The organism is Streptomyces sp. NPDC054887, from assembly GCF_053610585.1.
The window spans coordinates 1-23,645 of the sequence record NZ_JBSGYQ010000072.1 but is presented as its reverse complement, the minus strand read 5'-3'; the positions used below and the strand labels follow the sequence as shown (position 1 = coordinate 23,645).

The following is a 23,645-nucleotide window of genomic DNA, read 5'->3' as shown; positions in this document are numbered from 1 at the left end:
TGGTGGTCAGTTCCGCGGCTCCATGGCCGTCGTTCCTTTCCAAAGACAGTGGTGTTCGGGACTCCTCGCGGAGCGCCGGAGCGGTGAGGCGGGGGCGTCGCCCGGCCGTTCATCCGTAGCGCCGCAGTTCGTGGAAGAAGTCGTCGACGACGTGCAGTTCCCCGGAGCGGGCCACTTCGTCGTAGACGTACTTGCCCACCGCGAGGTCGAGGATCCCGAGGCCGAAGGGGGAGAACACCACCGGCCGGTCCCTCGCGACCGTCACCCGTCCGTCCATCACGTCGGCCAGCGTGCCGTGCAGGAAGTCCCGGTTGCCCGTGATCTGCTCGGCCAGGTGCGGCGAGGTGTTGGCCCGCAGGCAGTGCTCGACGTCGTCCACGATGTTGCACGAGGCGAGGATGACCTCCGGGGCCAGGTCGCGCAGCGACACGTGCAGCACCAGCGGGTTGTGCTCGAACCACGACGGGTCGCCGACATGCGGCTGCGCGGCGACGGTGGCGAAGACGACCAGGTCGCTGTAGCGGATCAGCTCTTCGGCGCTGTCGTGCACCGAGATCCGTCCGGTGGTCCGCGACTGCTCCAGGTAGCAGCGCAGCCCGGCCGCGCTGTCGGCGGACACGTCGTACACGCCGACCTCGTCGAACGACCAGCCGGTGGCCGCGAGGAAGTCGTAGATGTAGCGGGCGATCAGGCCCGCGCCGACGAACCCGACGCGCGTCGGACGGGGCCGGCCGTTGCTGAGCAACTCCGCTGCCAGGGCCGCCGACGAGGCCGTTCTGGTGGCACTGATGATGGAGGCTTCCATGCAGGCGAACGGGTAGCCGGTGGCATGGTCGTTCAGGATCAGCACCGCCGAGGCCCTCGGGATGCCGGCCGTCACGTTCTCCGGGAAGCTGGAGATCCACTTGAGGCCGTCCACGCGCGCCGGCTCCCCGATCGACGCGGGCAGCGCGATGATGCGGGAGGACGGGCGGTCGGGCAACTTCAGGAAGTAAGAGGGCGGGTTCACGGAGTTGCCGGCGCCGTGCAGCCGGTACGTCGCCTCCACGAGCTGCACGATCTGCTTCTCGCGCCCCTGGAGCACGCCCTCGACCTGGGCGCCGGAGACGACGGCGAACGCCGGCACGGCGACCGGCTCGCGCACGGCGAACTCCATCGCGGGGAAACGCCTGGTCGTCATGGCGTGGTCACCTCCACGGTCGGCGAGCAGTCGGCCAGGCGTACCGGGTCGGCCATCCCGACGAGCACTTCGCGCGGGCCCTCGTAGGGCTCCCTGCTGTGCGCGGTGCGGACGTTGTCGACGATCATCAGGTCGCCGGCCTGCCACTCCTCACGTACGGTGTTGTCCTCGTAGGTCTTGTTGAGCAGTTGCACGACGTCCTCTCCGATGGGATCGCCGCCGCCGAACCGGGTGTTGAACGGCAGGCCGTCGGCGCCGTAGACGTCCACGAGGTACTCGCGCACCTCGGGGGCCAGCGTCCACTCGTTGAGGAACGCGATCTGGTTGAACCAGCAGCGTGCGCCGGTGACCGGGTGACGCACCACGGCGCTGCGGCGCTGCCTGGTGCGCAGGACCCCGTCCGGGTCCCGGGCGTACGCGATGCCGTTGGCACGGCAGTAGCTCTCCACCGCGTCGCGGTCGTCCGTGCCGAACACCTCGGTCTCGGACGCCCCGATGTCGTCGTTGTAGCTGCGGGTGAGCAGCCAGCCCTCCCGCTCGAACCGCTCGGTGAGTTCGGCGGGCAGCGCCTGAAGCACGGTGGAGGCGTCGGCCAGCGCGGTCGCCCCGCCGTCGGTGGCGGCGCGGAGGCACGCGAACAGCATCAGGCCGGGGAACTCCAGGGCGTAACTCAGTTCGTGGTGCATGCACATCGGCTGGTTCGGCGGCCACTGGGCCGAGGAGTACACGCCGGGAGCGTAGGTCCGCCGGGGCGCGAAGGCTTCCCTCTCGGCCATCAGGGCCGTGGCCAGCCGCTGGAAGACGGTGCCGGTGCCGTCCGGATCGCGCGGTCCGAGGCCGCGTACCAGGACCGCGCCGTGCTCGGCGGCCAGCGCCCGCAGCCCCTCCCGGTGCTGGGCCGCCCAGTCGGCGGGGTCGCCGGCCGGCGCGGTGTGCACCACCGGGGGCTTGCCGGATGTCAGCTCGAGTTCGAGCGGAGACGCCGGGAATGAGATCGCCATTTCGTTCTCCTTTCGACTCGTGTCGGTCAGGTCGGTCACGTCGGTCACGTCAGGGGCACCGGCAGTTCGGCGGCGCTCAGCACGGCCTTCGCCGTATCGGCCGGGCGGGTGCGCGGGAAGTGGTGGCCGCCGTCCGGGAGCTCGTACAGGTCGACGTGGTCGGCCAGCAGCCGCCAGTCGCGGTAGCGCTCGGGGAAGCCGGCGGTGACCGGATCGTCGGCGGCCACGACCACCGTGACCGGTGCGGACAGCTTCACGGGCGGCGGGTTGTCCAGGGCGTGCGCGAGGTAGCGGTGGGCGGACACCACGTCGTGCCGGTAGGCGGCGGCGACGTGCTCGGCCTGCCCGGCGTCGAGCCCGCCGAGCCCGGGGTGGTCGCCGTCCGCGCCCAGTTCGGCGGCGATCCGGCCGTCGCTCCGGCCGGTCAGCTCCGCCACGGCCGCGCGCCGGCCGGTGGCGTCGCCGAGCAACTGTGCGGCGAGGAAGACCCGTTGTACGTTCAGCCCGCGCTGCTCAAGCCTTCTCGCCGTCTCCAGGGCCGGTGCGGCACCGGAGGAGTGTCCCCACAGCAGGATCCGGGCCGGCCGCAGTCGGACGATCTCGGCGGTGACGTCCTCCACCAGGCGCTCCAGGGGCGCGAACGGGCCCCGCTCGGCGCTCACGTCGTGGCCCGGCGGCTCGACGGCGTACACCGCCGGGCCTCTGCCCTCAAGGGCCCTGGCCATCGGCTCGAAGTTCACCGCACTGCCGGCGGCGTGGGGGAAGCACACCAGGGCGCCGGCCCGGGCGCCGTCCGGTCCGGACAGCGGCTGAAGCAGCCCGGCGGACCGTTCGGAGCCGCCGTCGAGCAGTCGGGCCAAGTCGGCGAGCACCGGGTGACGTACGACGTCCTTGAGGGACACCGCCCGGTCCAGGGCGACGGCCAGCCTGACCGCCGACAACGAGGTGCCGCCCCGGTCGAAGAAGTGGTCCAGCCGTCCGATCCGGTGCTGCGGGACGCTGAGGGCCGTAGCCCAGGCGGCCGCCAGTCGCCGTTCGGCCGGCGTCATCGGCTCGGCGGGCGCCGTCGGGGCGCCGGGCTCCTCGCCGGCCGCGTCGAGTTCGCCGGCCAGCGCCGTCAGGGCCTTCCGGTCGGTCTTGCCGTTGGCGGTCAGCGGGAGGCTCTCGCGCCAGTGGACGGCCGACGGGACCATGTACGCGGGCAGCGACTCGCCCAGCCGGTCCAGCAGTACGCCGGCTTCGACCGGCCGCGGGCCGGTGCAGAAGGCCACCAGCTGCCTGCTGCGGTCCGGGCGCTCGGTGACGACCACCGCGCCGTCGCCGACACCGGGCACCCTCAGCAGGGTGTTCTCGATCTCGCCGATCTCGATCCGGAAGCCGCGGATCTTGACCTGGCTGTCCCGGCGGCCGAGGAAGTCGAGCGTTCCGCCGGGCAGCCAGCGGCCGTAGTCGCCGCCCCGGAACAGGCGCCGGCCCGGAGCGTGCGGGTCGGCCATGAACGCCTGCCGGGTGCGCTCGGGGTCGTTGACGTAGCCGCGGCCGACGCAGACGCCGGAGAAGACGATCGCGCCGGGGGCTCCGAGCGGCACCGGCGACAGGTGCTCGTCCACGACGTAGACGCGTACGTTGTTGACACACCGGCCGATCGGCACCCGTGCGGTGTCCGGAACCCGGTCCATGACCTCGTGGTTGGTGTCGTCCGAGGTCTCGGTCAGCCCGTACGCGTTGACCAGCCGGGTGCCGGGCGCGGCCGCGAACCACCGCTGCGCGAGCTCCTTCTTCAGCGCCTCGCCGGTGGCCGACACGTACCGCAGGTCGGGCAGTTCGCGAGGGCTTCGCTCCAGGAGGGACACCACGACGTCGAGGTAGGACGGCACGAGCTGCATGACGGTGACCCGGCCCTCGACGATCCGGTCCACGAACCGCTGGACGTCGAGGATCACCTCCTGCTCGACCAGCAGGGTCCGCCCTCCCACCACGAGCGCGGAGACCAGTTGCCACAGCGATATGTCGAAGCACTGGGGTGCGGTCTGGGCGACCACCTGGCCCTCGCCGATCTCCAGGTCGTCGATCTTGGCGTAGAGGTGGTTGAGCAGGCCGGCGTGTTCGCACATCGCGCCCTTGGGCTCGCCGGTGGAGCCGGAGGTGAAGTAGACGTACGCCGGCTGGTCGGGGGCCACACGGACGCCGGGATCGGTGTCGGCGTGGTCCTCGGCGCAGGCGTCTTCGACGTAGAGCTTCGTCACTCCGGGCGAGGAGCCGGTGGACAGCGAGCCGAGGGCCTGGTCGAGCGTGGCGGTGCTGCCGCGTTCGGTCAGCACGAGCCGGCACCCGGCGCGGGACAGGGTGGCCGCGATGCGCTCGGCGGGGAAGTGCGGCTCGATGGGCAGATACACCCCGCCGGCCTTGAAGACGGCGAGGACGGCGGCCGTCCAGTCCAGATCGCGCTCGGTCACCACGGCGACGACGCCTTCGGGCGGCGACCCGCGGGCCAGCAGGGCGTGTGCGAGCCGGTTGGCGCGTGCGTTGAGCTCCCGGTACGTCCACTGCCGGTGGCCGCACACGGCCGCGACGGCGTCGGGGTGGGCCCGTACCCGCTCCTCGAACAGCTCGTGGACCCGGCGGTCGGGCAGTTCCCGGTGGGGTCCGGCCAGCCCTTCGGTCTGGAACCGGAGCTCTTCCGCCGACAGCAGGCTCTGCCGCCGGTGCGCCGCGTCGGGGTCGGCCGCGATCAGCGCGAGCGCGGTGAGGTGGTACCCCGCGATCCTGTCCGCCGCGTCCGCGTCCAGGGCGTCGCGGCGGTAGCGCAGCCGCAGGGAGCAACCGCCGCCGTCCCGCGACACTCCCAGCCCGAGGACGGCGTGTGCGGGGAGGCCGGCGTCACCGTCCGCCGGGTCGAACACCGCCTCGGTCGTGGGCCCGCTCAGGTGCAGTTCGTTCCTGAGCTCGTCGACCGGGAAGTCCTTGTGCGCCAGCAGGTCCGCCTCGGCCCGGCGGGTGCCCACCAGCAGTTCCCGCCACGTTTCCGGTGTGGTCGTCAGCCGGCAGGGCAGCGGCGGGCCGCCCTCGACTGCGAGGTAGCCCGTGCCGGCCTCGGGGTCGCCGGACAGTGCGGCGAGCACCTTGCCGTGCGCGGCGAGCACCACCGAAGTGAACGGCATCGCCAGCTCTTCGGCGAGCCGGTGCAGCGCCGACACGACGCCGTCCGGGACCGCGGCCTCGTGGGTGGCGGTCCCCGGCAAAGGATTCGGTACCCAGCGCGGCAGCGCGGTGGAGCCACCGGCGGTGAGCACACCGGTCCAGAACGTCCGTCCTGCCTCGGTCCGCATGCCCGTTCTCCCTCCCCTCACCGTTGCCGCGTCGCGGGCTCGTCGTGGCCGTCGCGCGACTCCGCGGCGGGGTTTCCACCCCACCGGGCGTGCGGCGGCATGTCCTCGCCCTTCATCAGGAAGGAGTCGGTGGCGAGCACCGCGCCTTCGCCCATCGTCACGCCGTAGTGGACGAGGGCACCGACACCGACCGTGCAGCCGGCGCCGATCGAGGTGCGGTCGGACTTGAAGGTGCCGTCCTCCTGCGAATGGCACTGGATCTTGCTCCCGGCATTGAGCGTGCAGTCGTCGCCGATGGTGGTGAGCGTCCGCTCCGTCACATAGCAGCCGTCGTCGAAGACCCTGCTGCCGATGCGGACTCCGAGGGACCGCCAGATCAGGTTCTTGAGGGGCGTGCCGTTGAAGAGGTTCAGGTAGTGGTCGGGCACCTTCCACAGGCGTTCGTGCCACCAGAAGTACGGGTCGTAGATGGAGCACAACCGGGGTTGCAGCGGGCGGAACCGGGTGAAGCCGCGTTCCAGCAGGACGAAATAGGCCGCGGTGGACAGGAGTCCGAGGATGAGCGACGCGGCTATCACCAGTTGCCCCAGTGCACCGTGCAGGTCGACGGCGGCGAGGGCGAGCACCGTGAGGAAGAAGAAGTGGAGCCACCGGACGCACAGGCAGCAGCCCATGGTGCGGAGGTTGTAGCGGTTCTTCGCTCTGAGATTTCGGCGCAGTCTCCTTCCGGTCCGCAGATGGTCGAACCGGGCATCGCGTTCCACCGTGCGCGGGATCTCGAAGCACGGGGATCCGAGCAGTCCGACCCCTTCTCTCAGTTCGCCGTCGAGAGGGACCATCACCTTTGTTCCGAGGAGGCAGTTGTCGCCGGTCCTGCCGCCCACGGGATAGGCGATGTGGTTTCCCAGGAAGTTGTGCGGCCCGATCGACGTCCGCGACACACGGAACGACGTACTGGAGAATTCGGCGTTCATGACGGAAAGCCCGTCGGCAATCATCGTTCCGCTGCCCACGGAAGTCAGATAGGGCGTCTCGTGCTGTACGTCCGATCCGAAATTGGATCCGGTCTGCTCGACCCTCGACAGGTCGTATCCGAGACTCCGCAGATAGTTGACGACGTAGGAACTGTCGCCGAAGAGCCAGAGGAAGAACTTCACATTGGTCAGGCGGGTGATCGTCCTGTGCACCGAGTAGTGGAGGCCGTACAGCGGATAGACCTTGTCGGGTCTTATCACCAGGTTCAGCAGCCGCGGGACGGTGAGCAGGGCGGCGAGGCCGATGACGACCAGGCCGAAGAACAGCGCGAGGGAGACGATCAGCGCGTCGAGGTAGAGGTCCGGTGACGTGAAGCCCACGGTGCCGGGGGCCAGCGTGTCGCCCAGCGCCGGGATCTGGTTCAGCAGTATGTACAGGCCCCCGACTGTCAGGGGGATGTACAGCAGGAACAGCTGGACCAGGGTGAGCAGGCCGTACCAGGCCCGGCGCGATGTGCCGCAGCGCACCGGAGCGACCCGCACGTAGTCGACTCCGGTGCGTTGCGCGGGCGATCCGTGCCAGCGCTCGCCGTCCGGGACCCGCTGGCCCCGGTACAGCGCCGAGGTGTGACCCAGTTGTGCGCCGTCCCCCATGGCGGTGCCGATGTCGAGGACGGTCTTCTCGCCCACGAACACGTCCCGGCCCAGGGTGATCTCGCCGGTCTCGATGCGTCCGGCATGCGCCCGGTAGCAGAGGAAGTACGCGTCCTTGCGCACCACCGTGCCGGATCCGATCCTGAGCAGGTCGGTGCAGACGGGAACCGTCTTGGAGAGGATCGTGACGTGCGCGCCGATCCGGGCGCCGAGTGTCCGCAGGTAGAGCACGTACAGGGGATTGCCGACGAAGAGGATCATCGGGTTGGCGTGGAGCAGGACCCTGACTGTCCAGAAGCGCAGGTACGTGATTCCCCACACGGGGAACTCACCGGCCTTCCACCGTCCGACGAGGATCCATTTGGCGGCGACGGGGAAGGCGCACAGGCCGACGAAGGCGATACCGCCGAAGACGACCGAGCGCAGGTACGTACCGAGCGCCCCTGAGCCGTCGGCGACCCATACATAACCCCGGGCGGTGGCGATTCCGGCCAGGGAAGTGTAGGCGAGGAACAGCAGCAACTGTCCCGTTCCGCACAGGACGTACCGCAGCGTGCTCGCCGGTTCCACCACCCGGTCCTGGCCGGGAGCGGGCGCCTGTGCGGGGGCGGGAGCGGCCTCTCCCAGCCCCACGGCGAGACTTCGGATGGTCGGGTACCGGTAGATGTCCTTCATCGAGACCGACGGAAGGTCTTCGCGCTTCCTGACCCGCGCACAGAAGTGGGCCATCACGAGGGAATTCGCGCCCAGATCGTCGAAGAAGTGGCTGTCGACCGGCACTCTTTCCACATGCACGACATCGGCCATCACTTCGGCCAGGTCTCTTTCGGTGTCGGTCACCGGGCCGGCGTACGCGCGCCCGGTGACCTCGGAATCATCCGGCGCGGGCGTCAGAACCTCAACAGATTCTTCTTCCATGCCAACCCCTGCGGAGAACTTCTTCGGTCTCGCTTCATTGGTTTCCAGTCTCCGTCGTCGCGGGCCGGAACGCCACCCACGCCGATTTCCCGTCGAGCGCTGTGAACACGGAGAGTTGACGAATGGTCACAGGGAATTCACGCCGTCATGGGCCGGTCCGCCGGGGACACCGGCGCCGGGAGCGCCGTGGAGCCGGTCAGGTAGCGGTCGGTGGCCGCCGCCGCGCCCCGCCCCTCGGCGATGGCCCACACCACCAGTGACTGGCCGCGTCCCGCGTCGCCCGCGACGAAGAGGCCCTCCGTGCCGGTACGCCCGGTGCGCTCCCGCCCCTCCGCCGACGCGGCGGCGAAGGCGGTGTCGCGGGCGAAGTTCCCCCGGCCGTCCAGGACGAGCCCGAGCTGCTCGAGGAGGCCGCTGCCGCGCTCGGGGCCGGAGAACCCGAGGGCGAGCAGCGCCAGGTCGGCCGGGATCGTGCGCTCGGTGCCCGGCAACGGCCGTCTGGACGCCGGTTCCACCTCCGTCAGGTGCACCGCGCGCAGATGGCCCGCCGGCGCCCCCTCGCCCGCCGGTTCCCCCTCGAAGCGGAAGGTGGACGTGGAGAAGACCCTCGGATCCGTGCCGTGGCGTTCACGTGCCTCGTGGTGGGCGTGGGAGATCCGGTAGACCTTCGGGTAGACGGGCCACGGCTCGGCCTCGGTCCGCGTCTCGTCCGGCACGGGGTTGATGTCCAGTTGTGTCACGGAGGCCGCGCCCTGACGCAGCGCGGTGCCGAGGCAGTCCGACGCCGTGTCGCCGCCGCCGACGATCACCACGTGCTTGCCCTCGGCGGTGAGGGGCGACGGGGGACGGTCGCCCTCCCTGGTCCTGTTGGAGAGGGTCAGGTAGTCCATCGCCTGATGGACGCCGTCCAGTTCACGACCTGGAACAGGGAGTTCCCGCCGCTGCGTGGCGCCGACCGCGACGATCACCGCGTCATGGTCCCTGCGCAGCTCGGCGGCGTCGAGGTCGATGCCGACCCGTACGTCGGTGCGGAAGCTCGTGCCCTCCGCCCGCATCTGCTCGATACGGCGGTCCAGGTGCCGCTTCTCCATCTTGAACTCGGGAATGCCGTAACGCAGCAACCCACCGATGCGGTCGGCGCGCTCGTACACGGCTACGGTGTGGCCGGCCCGGGTGAGCTGCTGCGCCGCCGCGAGACCGGCCGGCCCCGAACCTATGACGGCGACGGTCTTGCCACTCAGCCGCTCCGGTGGCCGGGGTGGCACGTCCCCCTCCTCCCAGGCACGGTCGGCGATGGCCTGTTCGACGTTCTTGATCGCGACCGGATCGGCGTTGACGGCCAGTACGCAGGCGTCCTCGCACGGTGCGGGGCACAGCCGCCCGGTGAACTCGGGGAAGTTGTTGGTCGCTTGCAGCCGCTCGGCCGCCGCGTGCCAGTCACCGTGCGCGGCGTACGCGTTCCACTCCGGGATGAGGTTGCCCAGCGGGCATCCGCTGTGGCAGAAGGGCACGCCGCAGTCCATGCAGCGCCGCGCCTGCTCGGACACCAGGGGAAGCAAGGGCTGTCCCGCGTGAACCTCGTTCCAGTCGCCGAGTCGTTCCCCCACGGGGCGTCCCCCGCTCGACCTGCGCGGAATCTTGAGGAAGCCGTGGGGATCTGTCATGCGCGCCGCCTCCAGCACCGGTCCGCAGAGCTTTACGACTTCTCATACCATTATGCCTCTTGTCATGACATTGCATTGGCATATACGGCGATTCTGGGCGTTCCGCTCGCCTGACCAGCGCAAACCACCCCCTTCCCCACCTTCGCTTGCATTCACCGATGCAAACGATGCCTGAGCCGGACCGCCCGGACTCGGCGGACCGTGCCGGAACTCGCTTGCACCGTCACCTACTTGCGCGTGTGCGGAAGCCTGACGCGCCGGGCGGCAGGGGCAGTTCGAGGCGGCAGCCGCAGCGGTCCGAGCTGCCGCGAGGACTGCCCGCCCGGTCGCCCCGGCGCTCGTAGCGTGGTGGCGCGGAGTCGGGAGGAGGTCCCGATCCCCGTCCCCCCTTCCTCACTGGAGGCCCCGCGATGCCCTCGACCGCTCCCCCCGCCTCTGCCGCCCAGGAGCCGGGCCCCCTGAGCCGGTTCGACCTACAGGTCGCCACCGGTCCGGAGCGGGTCGCGCTGGTGCACGGTGAGCGCCGGACGACGTACGGGCAGCTGGCCCTCGCGGTGGCCCTGCGCGCCGACGAGGCGCCGGGCGCGGCCGGGACGGCGGACGACGGCGAAGCCGGGACGGCGCAGGCGGGCGGCACGTCCGGGATCGGCCGGGCCGTCGCCCTTCTGGCGGCCCTGCGCACGGGCTCGGCGGAGGCTCTGGGCGCGCCGGAGCTGAGGGAGCTGAGGGAGGAGCTGCTGCCGGCCCTGTCCGCCGGGGCCACGGTCGACCTCGGGGCGGCCGGCACGCCCGGGGACCGGGTGCCGCTGTCCTTCGCCCAGCGCCGGCTGTGGTTCCTGCACCGCCTGGAGGGCCCGGCACCGACGTACAACCTGCCGGTGGTGGTCCGCCTGGACTCCGTGCCCGACCGGGAGACCCTGGACGCGGCCCTGGCGGACGTGGTGGAGCGCCATGAGGTGCTGCGCACCCTGTACCCGGCGGACGACGCCGGCGAGCCCCGCCAGCACGTGCTGGACCACCCGCGCCCCGCGCTCACCGTACGTTCCTGCCCGGAGGCGGCGCTGGCCGCCGAGGTCGCCCGCTTCACCGCCGGCACCTTCGACCTGGAGGCGGAACTGCCGATCCGCGCCGCCCTGTTCGTGCCGGACGACGGCAGTGGCGGTGTGCTGGTCCTGCTCACCCACCACATCGCCACCGACGGCTGGTCGGTAGGGCCGCTGCTGCGGGACCTGGGCGCCGCCTACGACGCGCGCCTCGCCGGGCACGGACCCGGCTGGGAGCCGCTGCCGGTGCAGTACGCCGACTACACCCTCTGGCAGCAGGAGCTGCTGGAGAACGACACCGCCCTGGCCGCGTACTGGCGGGACGCACTCGCCGGGCTGCCGCCGCTCCTCGACCTGCCCGCCGACCGGCCCCGCCCGGCCACGCCCGGCGGCCGGGCCGGCACGCTCACCGCCGAGGTGGACGGCGAGACCCACGCGCGGCTGGCGGCGCTGGCCGGGGCGTCGGACGCCAGCCTGCTGATGGTGGCGCAGGCGGCGCTCGCCACCGCGCTGGACGCCTGCGGCGGCGGCCCCGACGTGGCGATCGGCACCCCGGTGGCCGGACGCTCCGACGAGGCCCTGGACGACCTGGTCGGCTTCTTCGTCAACTCCCTGGTGCTGCGCACCGACGTGTCCGGCGACGCGGGGCCGGCGGAGCTGGTGGCCCGCGCCCGGGACGCCGCACTGGGCGCGTACGCCCATCAGGAGCTTCCCTTCGACCGGCTGGTGGAGCTCCTCAACCCGCGCCGCGCGCCCGGCGCGAACCCGCTGTTCCAGGTGACGTTGGCCGTGCAGGAGCAGGAGGCGGGGGCGGATCCCCTGGCGGTGCGCGTCGGTGCCGCGCTCGGCGGCCGGTTCGAGGAGACGGGCCTCGACGTGGCCAAGTTCGACCTCGCCGTCACGTGCGTGGCCCGTCCCGGGCACGGCGGTCTGGAGCTGTGGTGGACGTACGCCGAGGACCTGTTCGACGAGTCCACGGCCGGTCTGCTGCTCGACGTGTACGTACGGGCCCTGACCCGGTTCGCCGAGGGCGGCGGCACCCCCGTGCGCTCCGCCCCGCTGCTGTCGGCGGCCGAACGGGCCGCGCTGGACGCCCGGCCGTCCCGTACCTCGGTCTCCCGCGAGGAGAGCGCGCCGGTCGCGGGCGGCGACGGGCCCGACGCGGGGACCGTCGCGGCGCTGTGCGGTGTCTTCGCCGAGATCACCGGCCGGGACCAGGTCGGCCCGGACGACAACTTCTTCGCCGTCGGCGGTCATTCGATGGCGGGCGTACGGCTGATGAACCGGGTGCGGGCCGCGCTCGGCGTGGACCTGCGGCTGCGGGACCTGTTCCTCGCGCCCACCCCGGCCGGGCTCGCGGGCCGGATCGCCGCCGCGGGCAAGGACACGGGAGGCGCGAGCGCGCCGGCCGGGGACCGGCCGGCGCTGGCCGCGGTACCGCCCGCCGAACGGCCGGAGCGGCTGCCCCTGTCGTACGCGCAGCGCCGGCTGTGGTTCGTCGACCAGCTGGAGGGGCCGGGCCGTTCGTACAACATCCCGTTCGTGCTGCGGCCGGACCGGCCGCTGGATCCGGCCGTGCTGGCCGACGCGCTCGCCGACACGGCGGAACGGCACGAGGTGCTGCGGACCGTGTACCCGGCGGACGACGGCCGGCCGTACCAGGAGGTGCGGCAGGGCGTCCGGCCGGTGCTGGAGGTCGTACGGACCGGGCCGGAGGGCGTCGCCGAAGCCGTGGACGCGGCGGCGGGTCACGTGTTCGACCTGGCCGGTGAGATTCCGTTCCGGGCCTGGCTGATCGAGAGCGCGGCCGAGCCGGGGCGCGCCGGTGCGCCGGAGCCCGGGGCGGGGGGCCAGACGCTGGTGCTGCTGGTGCATCACATCGCGGCCGACGGCTGGTCGGCGGGACCGCTGCTGGCGGATCTCGCCGCCGCGTACACCGCCCGCCTCGGCGGCGCCGCGCCCGGCCGGGAGCCACTGCCGGTGCAGTACGCGGACTACACCCTGTGGGAGCAGCGGATGCTGGCGGGCCCCGCGGCCGCCGAACAGACCGCGTATTGGCGGGACCGCCTGGCCGGCGCCCCGCCCGTGCTGGACCTGACGCCCGCACGGACCCGGCCGGCCGACGCCTCGCACCGGGGCGCGGCGACGCCGGTCACCGGCGTGGACGCGGACACCCACGCCCGGCTGGAGGCGCTGGCCCTGGAGCACGGGGCGACCCTGCTGATGGTGGTGCAGGCCGCTCTCGCCGCCGTGCTGACACGGCACGGGGCGGGCACGGACCTGCCGCTGGGCACGGTGGTCGCGGGCCGTGACGACCAGGCACTGGACGAACTGGTCGGGTTCTTCGTCAACACACTGGTCCTGCGCACCGACACTTCGGGGAACCCGTCCTTCGCCGAGCTGCTGGAGCGCGTCAGGGAGACCGATCTCGCGGCGTTCGCCCACCAGCAGCTCCCCTTCGACCTGGTGGTGGAGGAGCTGAACCCGGTGCGGTCCACCGCCCACCACCCGCTGGTGCAGGTGATGGTGCAGGTGCACCCGGCGGAGCGGGCCGCCGACGGCGACTCCCCGCTGGCCGGCACGCCGCTGGCCGCAGAGTCGGGGTTCACCAAGTTCGACCTGACGCTGGCGCTGCGGGAGACGCGGGACGCCTCAGGGGCCCCGGCCGGTCTGACCGGGGTGCTGGAGTACGCCCTGGACCTTTACGACGCCGGCACCGCCGCCCAGTTGGCGGCGCACGTGGCACGGCTGCTGCGGGTGGCAGCCGCCGACCCGGGAACCCGGATCGGCGACGTGCCGCTGCTGTCGCCGGAGGAGGCCGAACGGATCCTGGTGCGCTACAACGCCACGGCGGCCCCCCGTTCGCTGCCCGGCCTGGTGCACGAGCGGTTCGAGGAGCAGGTACGCCGCACCCCGCACGCGGTGGCGGTCCGGTACGAGGAGGAGACGCTGACCTTCGCCGCCCTGAACGCGCGGGCCAACGCGCTGGCGCACCGGCTGATCGAGGCCGGGGCGCGCCCGCACGGCGCGGTCGGGCTGCTGCTGGACCGCACTCCGCACCTGCTCGTGGCGGCGCTGGCCGCCCTGAAGTGCGGGGCGGCGTACGTCCCGCTGGATCCCCGCCTGCCCGACGCCAGGATCGCCATGATCATGGAGGACACGGGGGCGCGGGTGCTCGTCACCCAGGAGGCGTACGCGGACGCGGCCCCGGTGGCCCGCCAACTCGCGGCGGGTGTACGGGTGCTGTCGGCGGACACACCGGTGCCGGGCTGCCCGCGCACCGACCCGAGGGTGCCGGTCGGCGAGGACGCGCTGATGTACGTGATGTTCACCTCGGGCTCGACGGGCCGGCCGAAGGGTGTCGGGGTGACCCACCGCAACGTGGTGGAGCTGGTCACCGACCGCTGCTGGAACCACCGCAACCACCGCCGCATGCTGGTGCACTCGGCCATCGGCTTCGACGCGTCCACGTACGAGCTGTGGGTGCCGCTGCTGAACGGCGGCGAGCTGGTCTTCGCTCCCGGTTCGGGCACGGACCTGGCCGAGCTGGACCACGCGATCCGCGCCCACGGGGTGACCGCCGCCTACTTCACCATGGGCCTGTTCCACATCATGGCCGACGAGGGGCTCGACACGCTGAAGCTGCTGGACGAGGTGTGGACGGGCGGTGACGTGGCCTCCCCCGCCGCGCTCCAGAGGGTTCTGGACCACTGCCCGGACACGGTGCTGGTGCACAGCTACGGTCCGACGGAGACCACGTTCGCCTCGCACCACCAGCGCCTGGACACCGGCTGCCGCACCCTGCCCGGCGTGTTCCTGGGCGCCGTGCTGGACAACACCCGGGTGCACGTGCTCGACGAGCTGCTGCGGCCGGTTCCGGTGGGAGTGGCCGGGGAGATGTACCTGGCCGGCACGCAGGTGGCCCGCGGGTACCTGGGCCGGCCGGGGCTGACGGCCGAGCGGTTCGTCGCCGACCCGTTCGCCGCCGACGGCAGCCGCATGTACCGCACCGGCGACCTGGTGCACTGGACGGCCGACGGCGAACTGCGCTTCGTGGGGCGCGCGGACGGCCAGATCAAGCTGCGGGGCTTCCGGATCGAACCGGGCGAGATCGAGGAGACGCTGGCCCGGCACCCGGGCGTCGGGCGGGTCGCGGTCGTCGTCTTCGACGAAGGGCCGGGCGGGAAGCGCCTGGTGGCGTACGCGGTCCCGCGCGCCGGCCACTCCCTGACCGGGGAGGAACTGCTGCGCTGGGCGGGCGGCGAGCTCCCCGAGCACATGGTGCCCTCGGCGGCGGTCCTGCTGGACGACATCCCGCTGACCGTGAACGGCAAACCGGACCGCAGGGCGCTGCCGGCTCCCGCACCGGCGGCGGCCCCGTCCGGGCGCCCGCCCCGGACCCCGCGCGAAGAGGTGCTGTGCGGGCTGTTCGAGGAGATCCTCGGGGTGCGCGGCGTGGGCATCGACGACAACTTCTTCACCCTGGGCGGGCACTCGCTCCTCGGGGTGCGGCTGGTGAGCCGGATGCGCACCGCGCTGGGCCTGGAGCGGGGCGTACGGGACCTGTTCCGCACGCCGACGGTGGCCGGGCTGCTCGCGGACGAGCCGTCGGGCTTCGATCCGATGGGGGTGCTGCTGCCGCTCCAGCCGGGCGGCACGCGGCGCCCGCTGTTCGCCGTCCATCCCGGTACGGGTGTGGGCTGGTCGTACGTCGGACTGGCCCGGCACCTGGGCCCCGACCAGCCGCTGTACGCCATCCAGGCGCGGGCCCTCTCGGAGCTCGGCCACAGTCCGCGCACGGTCGAGGAAATGGCCGAGGACTACCTGGAGCACATCCGGCGGGTGCAGCCGCACGGCCCGTACCGCTTCCTCGGCTGGTCGTTCGGCGGAACCGTCGCGCACGCTCTGGCGGTGCGGCTGGCCGAACTCGGCGAGCGGACCGAGCTGCTGGCGATGATGGACGTGCACCTGCTGCCCACGGAGCCGGAGCGCCGCCGCATGACGCCCGCGCAGAAGCGGGAGATGCTGGTCGGCGACGCCACGGACGACCCCGAGCACGCCCCCTTCGACGTGGCGGCCCTCATCGGCCTCGTCCGGGAGACCGACCCGGTGCTGGGTGGTTTCTCCGACGGCGAGATCCGCTCGGTGATCGGCGCCTCCATCGATCACGCGGAAATCATGAACCTCTATGCGCCACGGCCGGTGAAGACGGACATGCTGTTCTTCGCGGCTCAGGGAGAAGGCGCCCCGGAGAACACGCTTTCCGAATCCTGGATCCCCCATGTGGAAGGAACGATTGAAAAGCACACCGTCGGAGTCATCCATACCAGGATGGGCGAACCCGAACCCCTTGCACTGATCGGCCGTATCCTTTCCGAGAAATTGAGGAGTCTGTCATGACGAACCCCTTCGACGACACCGAGGGCACCTTCCACGTGGTGGTCAACGCCGAGGGCCAGCACGCCCTGTGGCCCGCTTTCAGCGACATTCCCGCAGGCTGGGACAGCGTGTGGGGGGCCGGCCCGAGGGACGGGGCGCTGGCGTACGTCGAGGAGAACTGGACCGACATCCGGCCGAAGAGCCTGCTCGCCCAGTACGCCTGAGCCCCGCACCCCACGCCGGGGGCACATTTCCTGAATACCGAGAGCCGCGGTCCGGAGAATTCCGGACCGCGGCTCGGCGTTTTCCGGAATTTCGTACGGGGGCGACCTTCGCCATGGGTTGATTCCGCCGCTTCTGCCGCCGCAACTTCCCCTTCCCTCCTTTCACCGTTCCTAATATTTCAGGCATGCGACGACGGAGTTTGAAGATACTGCTGGCCGGTACGGCATCGGATTCCCACACCTGGAATCTCGTCTACCTCCAGCTGTTCATGGAGGAGCAGGGGCACCGGGTGACCGGCCTGGGCCCGTGCGTTCCCGACGACCTGCTCGTGGCGGCCTGTGCGGAGCCCCGGCCCGAGCTGGTCGTCATCAGCAGCGTCAACGGCCACGGCTACCGCGACGGCCTGTCCGCCGTACGCGCCCTGCGGTCCACCGGAGTTCAGGTCCCGGTGGTCGTCGGAGGCAAGCTCGGCGTCGCCGGCGGGGCCGACCGGGCCCGGCGGGCCCTGCTCCTGGAGGCGGGCTGCGACGCCGTCTTCGACGACGGCGACGTCGAGGCCCTGCGCGCGTTCACGGACGCGCTCGCCGCCGCGCCGGCGACGGCAGCCTGGGCCGTGGCATGAGCCCGGCCGGCGCGCTCCTCGCCGCCCCGGCGGACCGCCGGAACGACCAGTTACGCCCCGGTCACCGGTCCGCCGGGCCGCACCGGCCGGGGCCGGTCTCGTTCGGCGGGTTCGTCGCACGGGCCGCGGCGGCCGGCCGGCTCGTGGTCCAGCCCCGAATGGGCTTCGCCGACCCGAAGCGCATGCGCGCGGGCCTGGCCGGCACCCGGGGCGCCGCGGCGGCCACGGTCGGCACCCTCACGATCGACAGTTACACCCGGGTGGGCGACCACGCGGCGGCCCGGGCGGCCCTCGCGGAAGGCAGTGCGCTCAACGGGTATCCCATCGCCGCCCACCCCGCCGAGCACACCCGCGCCATGCTCGACGGCATCCTCGGCCCCGGTTTCCCCGTGCAGGTACGGCACGGCTCGTCCCGGCCCGAAGCCATCGTCCGGGCCCTCGCCGCGGCCGGCCTCGACGCCACCGAGGGCGGACCCGTCTCGTACTGCCTGCCCTACGGCCGCACCCCGCTCGCGGAGTCGGTCGCCAACTGGGCGCGGGCCTGTGAACTCCTCGCGACGCTGGCACCCGCTCCCCGGACGCCGCACGTGGAGAGCTTCGGCGGCTGCATGCTCGGCCAGCTCTGCCCGCCGGGCCTGCTGGTGGCGCTCAGCCTGCTGGAGGGGCTGTTCTTCACCCGGCACGGCATCCGCAGCGTCTCCCTGAGCTACGCCCAGCAGACCGACTTCGCGCAGGACGCCGAGGCCGTACGGGCCCTGCACCGGCTGGCCGGCGAGTTCCTGCCCGCGGACACCGACCGGCACGTCGTGCTCTACACGTACATGGGGGTGTTCCCCCGGACCGAGCGCGGCGCGACCCGGCTGCTGGAGGACTCCGCCCGGCTCGCGGTGCACGCCGGGGCGCAGCGGCTGATCGTGAAGACGGCGGCCGAGGCGCACCGCATCCCGACCGTACGGGAGAACGTGCGCGCCCTGCGGACCGCGGCGGCGAGCGCGGAACTGGCCGCCCGCCGGCCGCTCCCGGAGCCGTGGCCCGCCGGCGGGCAGCCGGGCCCGGCCGGAACGGCCGACAGCGAGGTGTACCGCGAGGCGCGGGCCTTCGTCGAGGCCGTGCTGGAGCTGGGCACCGACCTCGGGCGGGCCCTGCGCACCGCCTTCGCGCGGGGCGTGCTGGACGTGCCGTACTGCCTGCACCCCGACAACGCGGGCCGCTCCCGCAGCTTCGTCGATCCCGGCGGCCGGCTGCGCTGGGCGGAGACCGGGGCGATGCCGGTCGCCCCGTACCTGGCGCCGGGCGGCGCCCGCGCCCCACTGACCTCCGACGGGCTGCTGGCCGCGCTGCACGGCGTCGCGGCCCGCTACGACAGCCCCGTCACCCCCTGACCTTCCCTTCCCGACCGTCTGGAGTCGACCGACATGGAACGCACCCACACCCCCACGCCCACTCCTCCCCCCCTCGGCGAGCACCTGGCGTCGCCGCGCCTGCGGGCCGCGATGCTGGTCCAGCAGGAAGCGCTGTACGCCACGCGGGAGTTCCTGCGCGGCGAGGGCTTCACCGAGCTGCTGCCCCCGCTGGTGGGCCCGGTCACCGATCCGGGCGGCCGGGGCGCGAAGGCCCTCGACGTGGACTACTACGGGCGGCCGTACAAGCTGATGACCAGCGCGATCCTTTACAAGCAGGCGTCGTTGAAGGGCTTCCCCAGGCTGTTCTACATCGCCCCGAACGTCCGCGTGGAGCCACCCGAGACCGCCGGCACCGGCCGGCACCTGGTGGAGTTCCACCAGATCGACGTGGAGATGGCCGGCGCGAGCCGGGAGGAGGCGCAGGAGACGGCAGCCGGGCTGCTGACCCGGGTGGTGGAGCACGTGTGGACGGCCGTGCCCGACGTACTGCTCGAACTCGGCCGCAGTGAAAGCGAGTTCGCCGAACTGCGGGCCGGGAAGTTCGAGGCGTGCACGCACGGGGAGGCGGTCGCCCGGCTGGCCGCGCTCGGGCACGTGCAGAGCCCGGACGCGGAGATCGACTGGGAGGCCGAGCGGATCCTGTCCCAGGACGCCGGCTGCCCCTTCTTCGTCAACGACTACCCCAAGGGCTCGCGCGGCTTCTACGACCGGGAGGACCCGGCACGGCCGGGCGTCCTGCGCAACTTCGACCTGATCGCGCACGGCGGCTACGGCGAACTGGTCAGCGGCAGCGAGCGGGAGGCCGACTACGCCACGATCGTCACCCGCATGCGGGAGAGCGGCGAGAACCCGGCGAAGTACGCCTGGTACCTGGAGCTGGCACGCGAAGGGCTCTCTCCCAGCGCCGGCTTCGGCATGGGCCTGCAGCGTCTGGTCCGCTTCCTGACCGGGCTCGACGCACTGTGGCAGGTCAGCGCCTACCCGAAGCTGCCGGGGGTGATCGCACCGTGAACGCGACGTCCCTGACGGCGGGCGGCTTCCCGGAGGAGCGGGTACGGGCCCGGGCCCGGCGTGGCGCGGCGGAGGTCTTCCCGCCGGCCGGTGAGTACGGCAGCAGGCTGTTCGGCGCCGGCCAGGTCGGCACCGCCCCCACCGGGGCCGCTCCCGCGGGCGGCGCGACGGCCGTTCCCGACGAACTGGACGCGTTGCGCCTGGTGCCGCCGGTGTTCATGCCACGACGGCTGGAGCAGCTGATCGAACTCGGCAGGGAACCCGGCCACGGCGACGTGGACCTGCGCACGGCGATCGGCGGGTTCGACTCGGCGCTGCCGCTGTATCTGTCCGCCTTCGGGTCCACGCGGGCCGGCAGCGGCGACCTGGCGGTGGCGGCGGCCCGTCAGGCGGGCCGGCTGGGCGTCCCGATGGTCGTCGGCGAGAACATGGTTCCGGTGCACGGCTACCGCTCGGTGCTGCTTGCCCGCGTCGAGGCGTACACCGAGGCGGCGGACGAGGGCGTCGGCGGAGTGGTGGTGCAGCAGTCCACCGAGGACGCCGACTCCGAGGTGTGGAACCTCCTGTACAGCGACCCGGCGTCGCGCACCCTGCGGGACTCGGGCCGGCTCGGCTTCGAGCTGAAGGTCGGCCAGGGCGCCAAACCGGGCCTGGGCGGCATGACCGTGGTCGCTCCGGCCGAAGCCGAACGATTGGCCGGGGCGGGACAGTTCACGCTCGGCGAGGAGCTCGGTCCGGACGGCGTACGGCTGCGCTGCGCGACGCCGGGCACGTTCACCGAGGAGATCGTCCGCCAGCAACTGCGGTTCATGCGGAACAACTTCCCGCTCGCCCGTACGTGGGTGAAGTTCCACCCGGGCCGCGACATCGGCGCCGCCACCGCGACGGCGTGGGCGGCCGGGGCGGACGCGGTCACCGTCGACGGCGCCGAAGGCGGCACCGGCTGGGCGCCACGGGTGTTCCTCGACGGTGTCGGACTGCCGCTGGCCGCCTGCCTCGGTCTGATCGACCGCCCCGAGGGCGCGACCCTGCTGGCCTCCGGCCGCATGTGGGAAGGCGGCCGGGCGGTGCGCGCGCTCGCGCTGGGCGCCACCGCGGTCGGTCTCGGCCGGGCCGCCCTGCTGGCGGTTGACGAGGATCCGGAGCACGGCCTGGAGCGGCTGACGCAGGCTCTCGCGCTGGAACTGCGGTTGCTGGTCAGCGCCCTGGGGCAGTACCGGCCGTCGGCCCTGAGCAGGGCCGACCTCTGGCCTGCGGCGCCCCTCGCCAGGGCGGCGCCCACCGCGGTGCCTGCCGGGCCCCGGCCATGAACCGGCCGCGCGGGCGCCCCGGCGTCGGAAGGCGAGAACCCCCCGCCGCCGGGCCTGCCCCGGTCCGGGCCCGGGCGAGCGCCCGGCCGGCCCGCCGGGCCGCGGCGGCTTCCGGCGCCCGCCCGGGGAGAATCCGCGTGAGACCACCGGGGCGCTCGGCGGCGCCCGGTTCCGGTGCGAGCCGGGTGGCGGCCGTGCCACCGGGCCGGTCGCCGGACCGGCGGCCACCGCCCGGCCGCCCGGGGCCCGGCTTCGCGGTGCGGGCCCGGTTCCTGCCGGACGGCTGCCTCCCCGGTGTCACCGTCGCCCCTGGAGCCCCGGCCGTCGCGGCGCGTGCCGCCGCGCAGGGCGCCGCCCGGCGGCTCGCCCGTACCGGCCGGTCCCATGTCGGCGGCCGCTTGGCGGTCCAGGTCCTCGGCACACCGGCAGGCCCGGCCGCGCTGGCCCGCGCCGCCGAGCGGGCCGGCGTACACGCCGTCAGCACCGCCTTCCCCAGGACGCCCGCCACCGGAACGGCCACCGCGTCCGCCACCGGACCGGTCACCCCGCCGGCCACCGGGCCCGCCGCCACACCCATCACCTCGCCCACCGCCGCACCGACCACGTCGCCCGATATCCGAAGGAAGTCCCGATGACCGCGACCTCACCCGCGCCCCCCTCCGCCGAGCAGGAACCCACCCCCGTTCCCTGGGGCCGGGTCGGCGCGCTCGTCGGTGGCCAGGCTGCGGTCCAGTTGGGCAGCTTCGGCCTTCTGATCGCGATGAACTGGACCGCCGTACAGATCGGCGGGACCAAGGCGGTCACCCTTCTGATGCTGGCGGCGACCGTGCCGCGCGCCCTCGTGCTCGTCTTCGGCGGGGCCGTCGCCGACACCCTCGGACCACGCTTCGTCCTGCTCCGCACCACCAGCGCCCGCGCTGCCCTGCTCGCGGCCGGCGCGGTGGTCACCGCAACCACCCGCGAACTGTGGCCACTGGTACTGATCGCCCTGGTCGAGGGCGTGCTGCTCGGGCTGGCCGGCCCGGCCTCCGGGGTGCTGCTGCCACGGTTCGCGAGCGGTGACCAGCTGGCGCGCGCCAACTCGGCCTACGCGACGGTGCTCAGGGTCGCCCCGATCCTCGGCACCCCGGCCGGCGCCTGGCTGATCACCGTCGGCGAGCTGTGGGTGGCGTTCGCGGCGGCCGCGGTCACCGGCGCCGTCTGGCTCGGCTGCCTGCTGTACGTGACCCACGGCTTCACCCGGCCCCCGCGGCAGAAGGGCGGCCCGTCCCTGCTGCGACGGTCCAGCGACGGATTCCGTCTGCTCGCCCGGCATCCGCGACTGCGCTGGATGTTCGTCGCCTGCCTCTGCCTGGACATGGCGTTCAGCTGGCCCGCCGAGGTGGCCCTGCCGCTGCTCGTCCACCAGCGCGGCTGGGGGGTGGGCGCGGTGGCCATGGTGCTTGCGGCGTTCAGCGTCGGGGCGCTCGCGTCCAGTGCGCTCGGGGCGGCCTTCGCCCACCGCATCCCGGTGTTCGTACGCCTGGTCGTGACCGGGGCGGGGCTGGCCGTGGGGATCACGGTGATGGCGCTGATGGCCTCGCCGCTGTCGCTCACGGCGGTGGCCACCGCTGTCGGCCTGCTGTCCGGGCTGAACGGTCCCGCGATTGTGACGGTGTATCAGGAGGCGGCTCCGCGGGACCGGATGGGTGCGGCGATGTCGACCCTCTCGCTCGCCGGCATCGGCACCGCCCCGCTGTCCATCGCCCTGTTCAGCTCGCTGTCGCTGGTGCTGGGCGTGCAACGGACCTGGCTGCTGTGCGGGATGATCGCCGCGGTGTCCCCGGTGGCGGCCTTCCTCGCGCTGCGGCAACCGGCCACCGCCGTTGCACCGGACGCGTCCGGCGAGCCCGCTGCGGGTCCGGCCGAGGCGACGGAGGAGCAGCGCCCCGCCGGCGAGCGGGCCCCGCACGTCCCGGCCGGTCAGCCCTGCGCGGAGCCCGCGTCCGGCACGGCCGACACACCGGTCCCCGCCCCCGCGTGATCCGCCCACTCGAACTGGAGGCACCCGACATGGCCGCACTGACCACCGGACGGCTGCTGGTACCCCGCCGGCTGTCCGGCGCGGGCCCCGCCGGCACCGCCCCGACCTCGACGGGTCCCGGGCTGTGGCTGGTGGACACCACCACGTACCGGGCGCACGCCGCCCGGCACGCCCCCGGCACCCTCGACTCCGTGGAGCTGGCCCGAGCCGCGGAGTTCGTACGGTCCGCCGACCGGGACGGATACGTGTGCGCGCATGTGGCGCTGCGGCGGCTGCTGGGCGCGTATCTGGGCATGGCCGCCCGTGATGTGGTCGTCGAGCGCGCTCCGTGCGCGCACTGCGACGAGCCGCACGGCAAGCCCGTCGTCCCCGGCGGAGCCCTGCACTTCTCCCTGTCGCACTGCGAGGGCCTGAGCCTGCTCGCGTTCGCGTCCACCCCGGTGGGCGTGGACGTGGAACCGGAACCGGACGCGGCGGCCATCGCCGAGACCGCCGATGTGCTGCACCCCAGGGAGGCGGCCGAGCTGGCCGTGCTGCCCGCAGCGGAGCGTCCGCCCGCCTTCACGCGGGTGTGGACGCGCAAGGAGGCCTACCTCAAGGGCACCGGCGTCGGCCTCTCCGCCGACCCCGCCGCCGATTACGTCGGGTCCGGTCCGGACCCGGCCTCGCCTCCGGGCTGGACCCTCAGCGACGTACTCGCCCCGGCGGGCCACCATGCCGCCCTGGCTCTGGCCGATGCGCCGGTGGGCATGGGCGGCGGGTAGGAGGGAGCGGGCGCCGGCCCGTACGAAGACTCTCAGTTGCGCCCCGGGTGAGCTCTCGCGCCCGGGGCCGCAGGTGCGTGCGCAACCGCGTGCTGAACGGCACGGGGCCGACGGGAGAGGCTGAGAACCCTCCGCTCTCGCTTAA

14 protein-coding genes are annotated in these 23,645 nt (G+C 73.0%); 9 read left to right on the top strand and 5 right to left on the bottom strand.

The window, feature by feature from the left end:
- Nucleotides 1-109 precede the first annotated feature (109 nt).
- The 5 genes from sbnB to ACWGH0_RS29580 all read right to left on the bottom strand — a co-directional run bounded on the left by sbnB (nt 110) and on the right by ACWGH0_RS29580 (nt 9,720).
- Nucleotides 110-1,180, bottom strand: coding sequence for a 2,3-diaminopropionate biosynthesis protein SbnB (sbnB, locus tag ACWGH0_RS29600; RefSeq protein WP_453407329.1), 1,071 nt, complete (start codon nt 1,178-1,180; stop codon nt 110-112).
- Nucleotides 1,177-2,181, bottom strand: a complete 1,005-nt coding sequence (locus ACWGH0_RS29595; RefSeq protein ID WP_453407328.1) for a TauD/TfdA family dioxygenase — start codon at nt 2,179-2,181, stop codon at nt 1,177-1,179. The genes sbnB and ACWGH0_RS29595 overlap by 4 nt, the downstream gene beginning before the upstream one ends.
- A 44-nt stretch (nt 2,182-2,225) precedes the next feature.
- The gene (locus ACWGH0_RS29590; RefSeq protein WP_453407327.1) at nt 2,226-5,510 is read right to left on the bottom strand and encodes a non-ribosomal peptide synthetase; all 3,285 of its coding nucleotides are present in this window, start codon (nt 5,508-5,510) and stop codon (nt 2,226-2,228) included.
- A 17-nt stretch (nt 5,511-5,527) separates the two neighbouring features.
- On the bottom strand, nt 5,528-8,056 hold the full coding sequence (locus tag ACWGH0_RS29585) for a Pls/PosA family non-ribosomal peptide synthetase (protein ID WP_453407326.1): 2,529 nt from the start codon (nt 8,054-8,056) through the stop codon (nt 5,528-5,530).
- 137 nt (nt 8,057-8,193) lie between these two features.
- A complete protein-coding gene (locus ACWGH0_RS29580; protein ID WP_453407325.1) occupies nt 8,194-9,720 on the bottom strand; it encodes a glutamate synthase subunit beta in 1,527 nt (508 codons plus the stop codon).
- A gap of 410 nt (nt 9,721-10,130) precedes the next feature.
- Between ACWGH0_RS29580 and ACWGH0_RS29575 the strand changes: the two genes are divergently transcribed.
- The 9 genes from ACWGH0_RS29575 (at nt 10,131) to ACWGH0_RS29535 (ending at nt 23,500) form a co-directional block, all read left to right on the top strand.
- The gene (locus tag ACWGH0_RS29575; RefSeq protein WP_453407324.1) at nt 10,131-16,163 is read left to right on the top strand and encodes an amino acid adenylation domain-containing protein; all 6,033 of its coding nucleotides are present in this window, start codon (nt 10,131-10,133) and stop codon (nt 16,161-16,163) included.
- Nucleotides 16,160-16,366, top strand: coding sequence for an MbtH family protein (locus ACWGH0_RS29570; RefSeq protein WP_453407323.1), 207 nt, complete (start codon nt 16,160-16,162; stop codon nt 16,364-16,366). The genes ACWGH0_RS29575 and ACWGH0_RS29570 overlap by 4 nt, the downstream gene beginning before the upstream one ends.
- Nucleotides 16,367-16,551: 185 nt before the next feature.
- Complete coding sequence (locus ACWGH0_RS29565) at nt 16,552-16,989, top strand: cobalamin B12-binding domain-containing protein (RefSeq protein WP_453407322.1); 438 nt, start codon at nt 16,552-16,554, stop codon at nt 16,987-16,989.
- Complete coding sequence (locus ACWGH0_RS29560; protein ID WP_453407321.1) at nt 16,986-18,371, top strand: methylaspartate mutase; 1,386 nt, start codon at nt 16,986-16,988, stop codon at nt 18,369-18,371. The genes ACWGH0_RS29565 and ACWGH0_RS29560 overlap by 4 nt, the downstream gene beginning before the upstream one ends.
- 33 nt (nt 18,372-18,404) lie before the next feature.
- Nucleotides 18,405-19,403, top strand: coding sequence for an asparagine synthetase A (locus ACWGH0_RS29555; protein ID WP_453407320.1), 999 nt, complete (start codon nt 18,405-18,407; stop codon nt 19,401-19,403).
- On the top strand, nt 19,400-20,713 hold the full coding sequence (locus ACWGH0_RS29550; RefSeq protein ID WP_453407319.1) for a glutamate synthase-related protein: 1,314 nt from the start codon (nt 19,400-19,402) through the stop codon (nt 20,711-20,713). Before ACWGH0_RS29555 ends, ACWGH0_RS29550 begins: the two co-directional genes overlap by 4 nt.
- 137 nt (nt 20,714-20,850) lie before the next feature.
- Nucleotides 20,851-21,348: a hypothetical protein gene (locus ACWGH0_RS29545; protein ID WP_453407318.1), complete on the top strand. Its 498-nt coding sequence runs from the start codon at nt 20,851-20,853 to the stop codon at nt 21,346-21,348.
- Nucleotides 21,345-22,736, top strand: a complete 1,392-nt coding sequence (locus ACWGH0_RS29540) for an MFS transporter (RefSeq protein ID WP_453407317.1) — start codon at nt 21,345-21,347, stop codon at nt 22,734-22,736. The genes ACWGH0_RS29545 and ACWGH0_RS29540 overlap by 4 nt, the downstream gene beginning before the upstream one ends.
- Before the next feature lie 29 nt (nt 22,737-22,765).
- Nucleotides 22,766-23,500 (top strand): 4'-phosphopantetheinyl transferase family protein, encoded by a 735-nt coding sequence (locus ACWGH0_RS29535; RefSeq protein WP_453407316.1) that lies wholly within the window; start codon nt 22,766-22,768, stop codon nt 23,498-23,500.
- Nucleotides 23,501-23,645 lie beyond the last annotated feature (145 nt).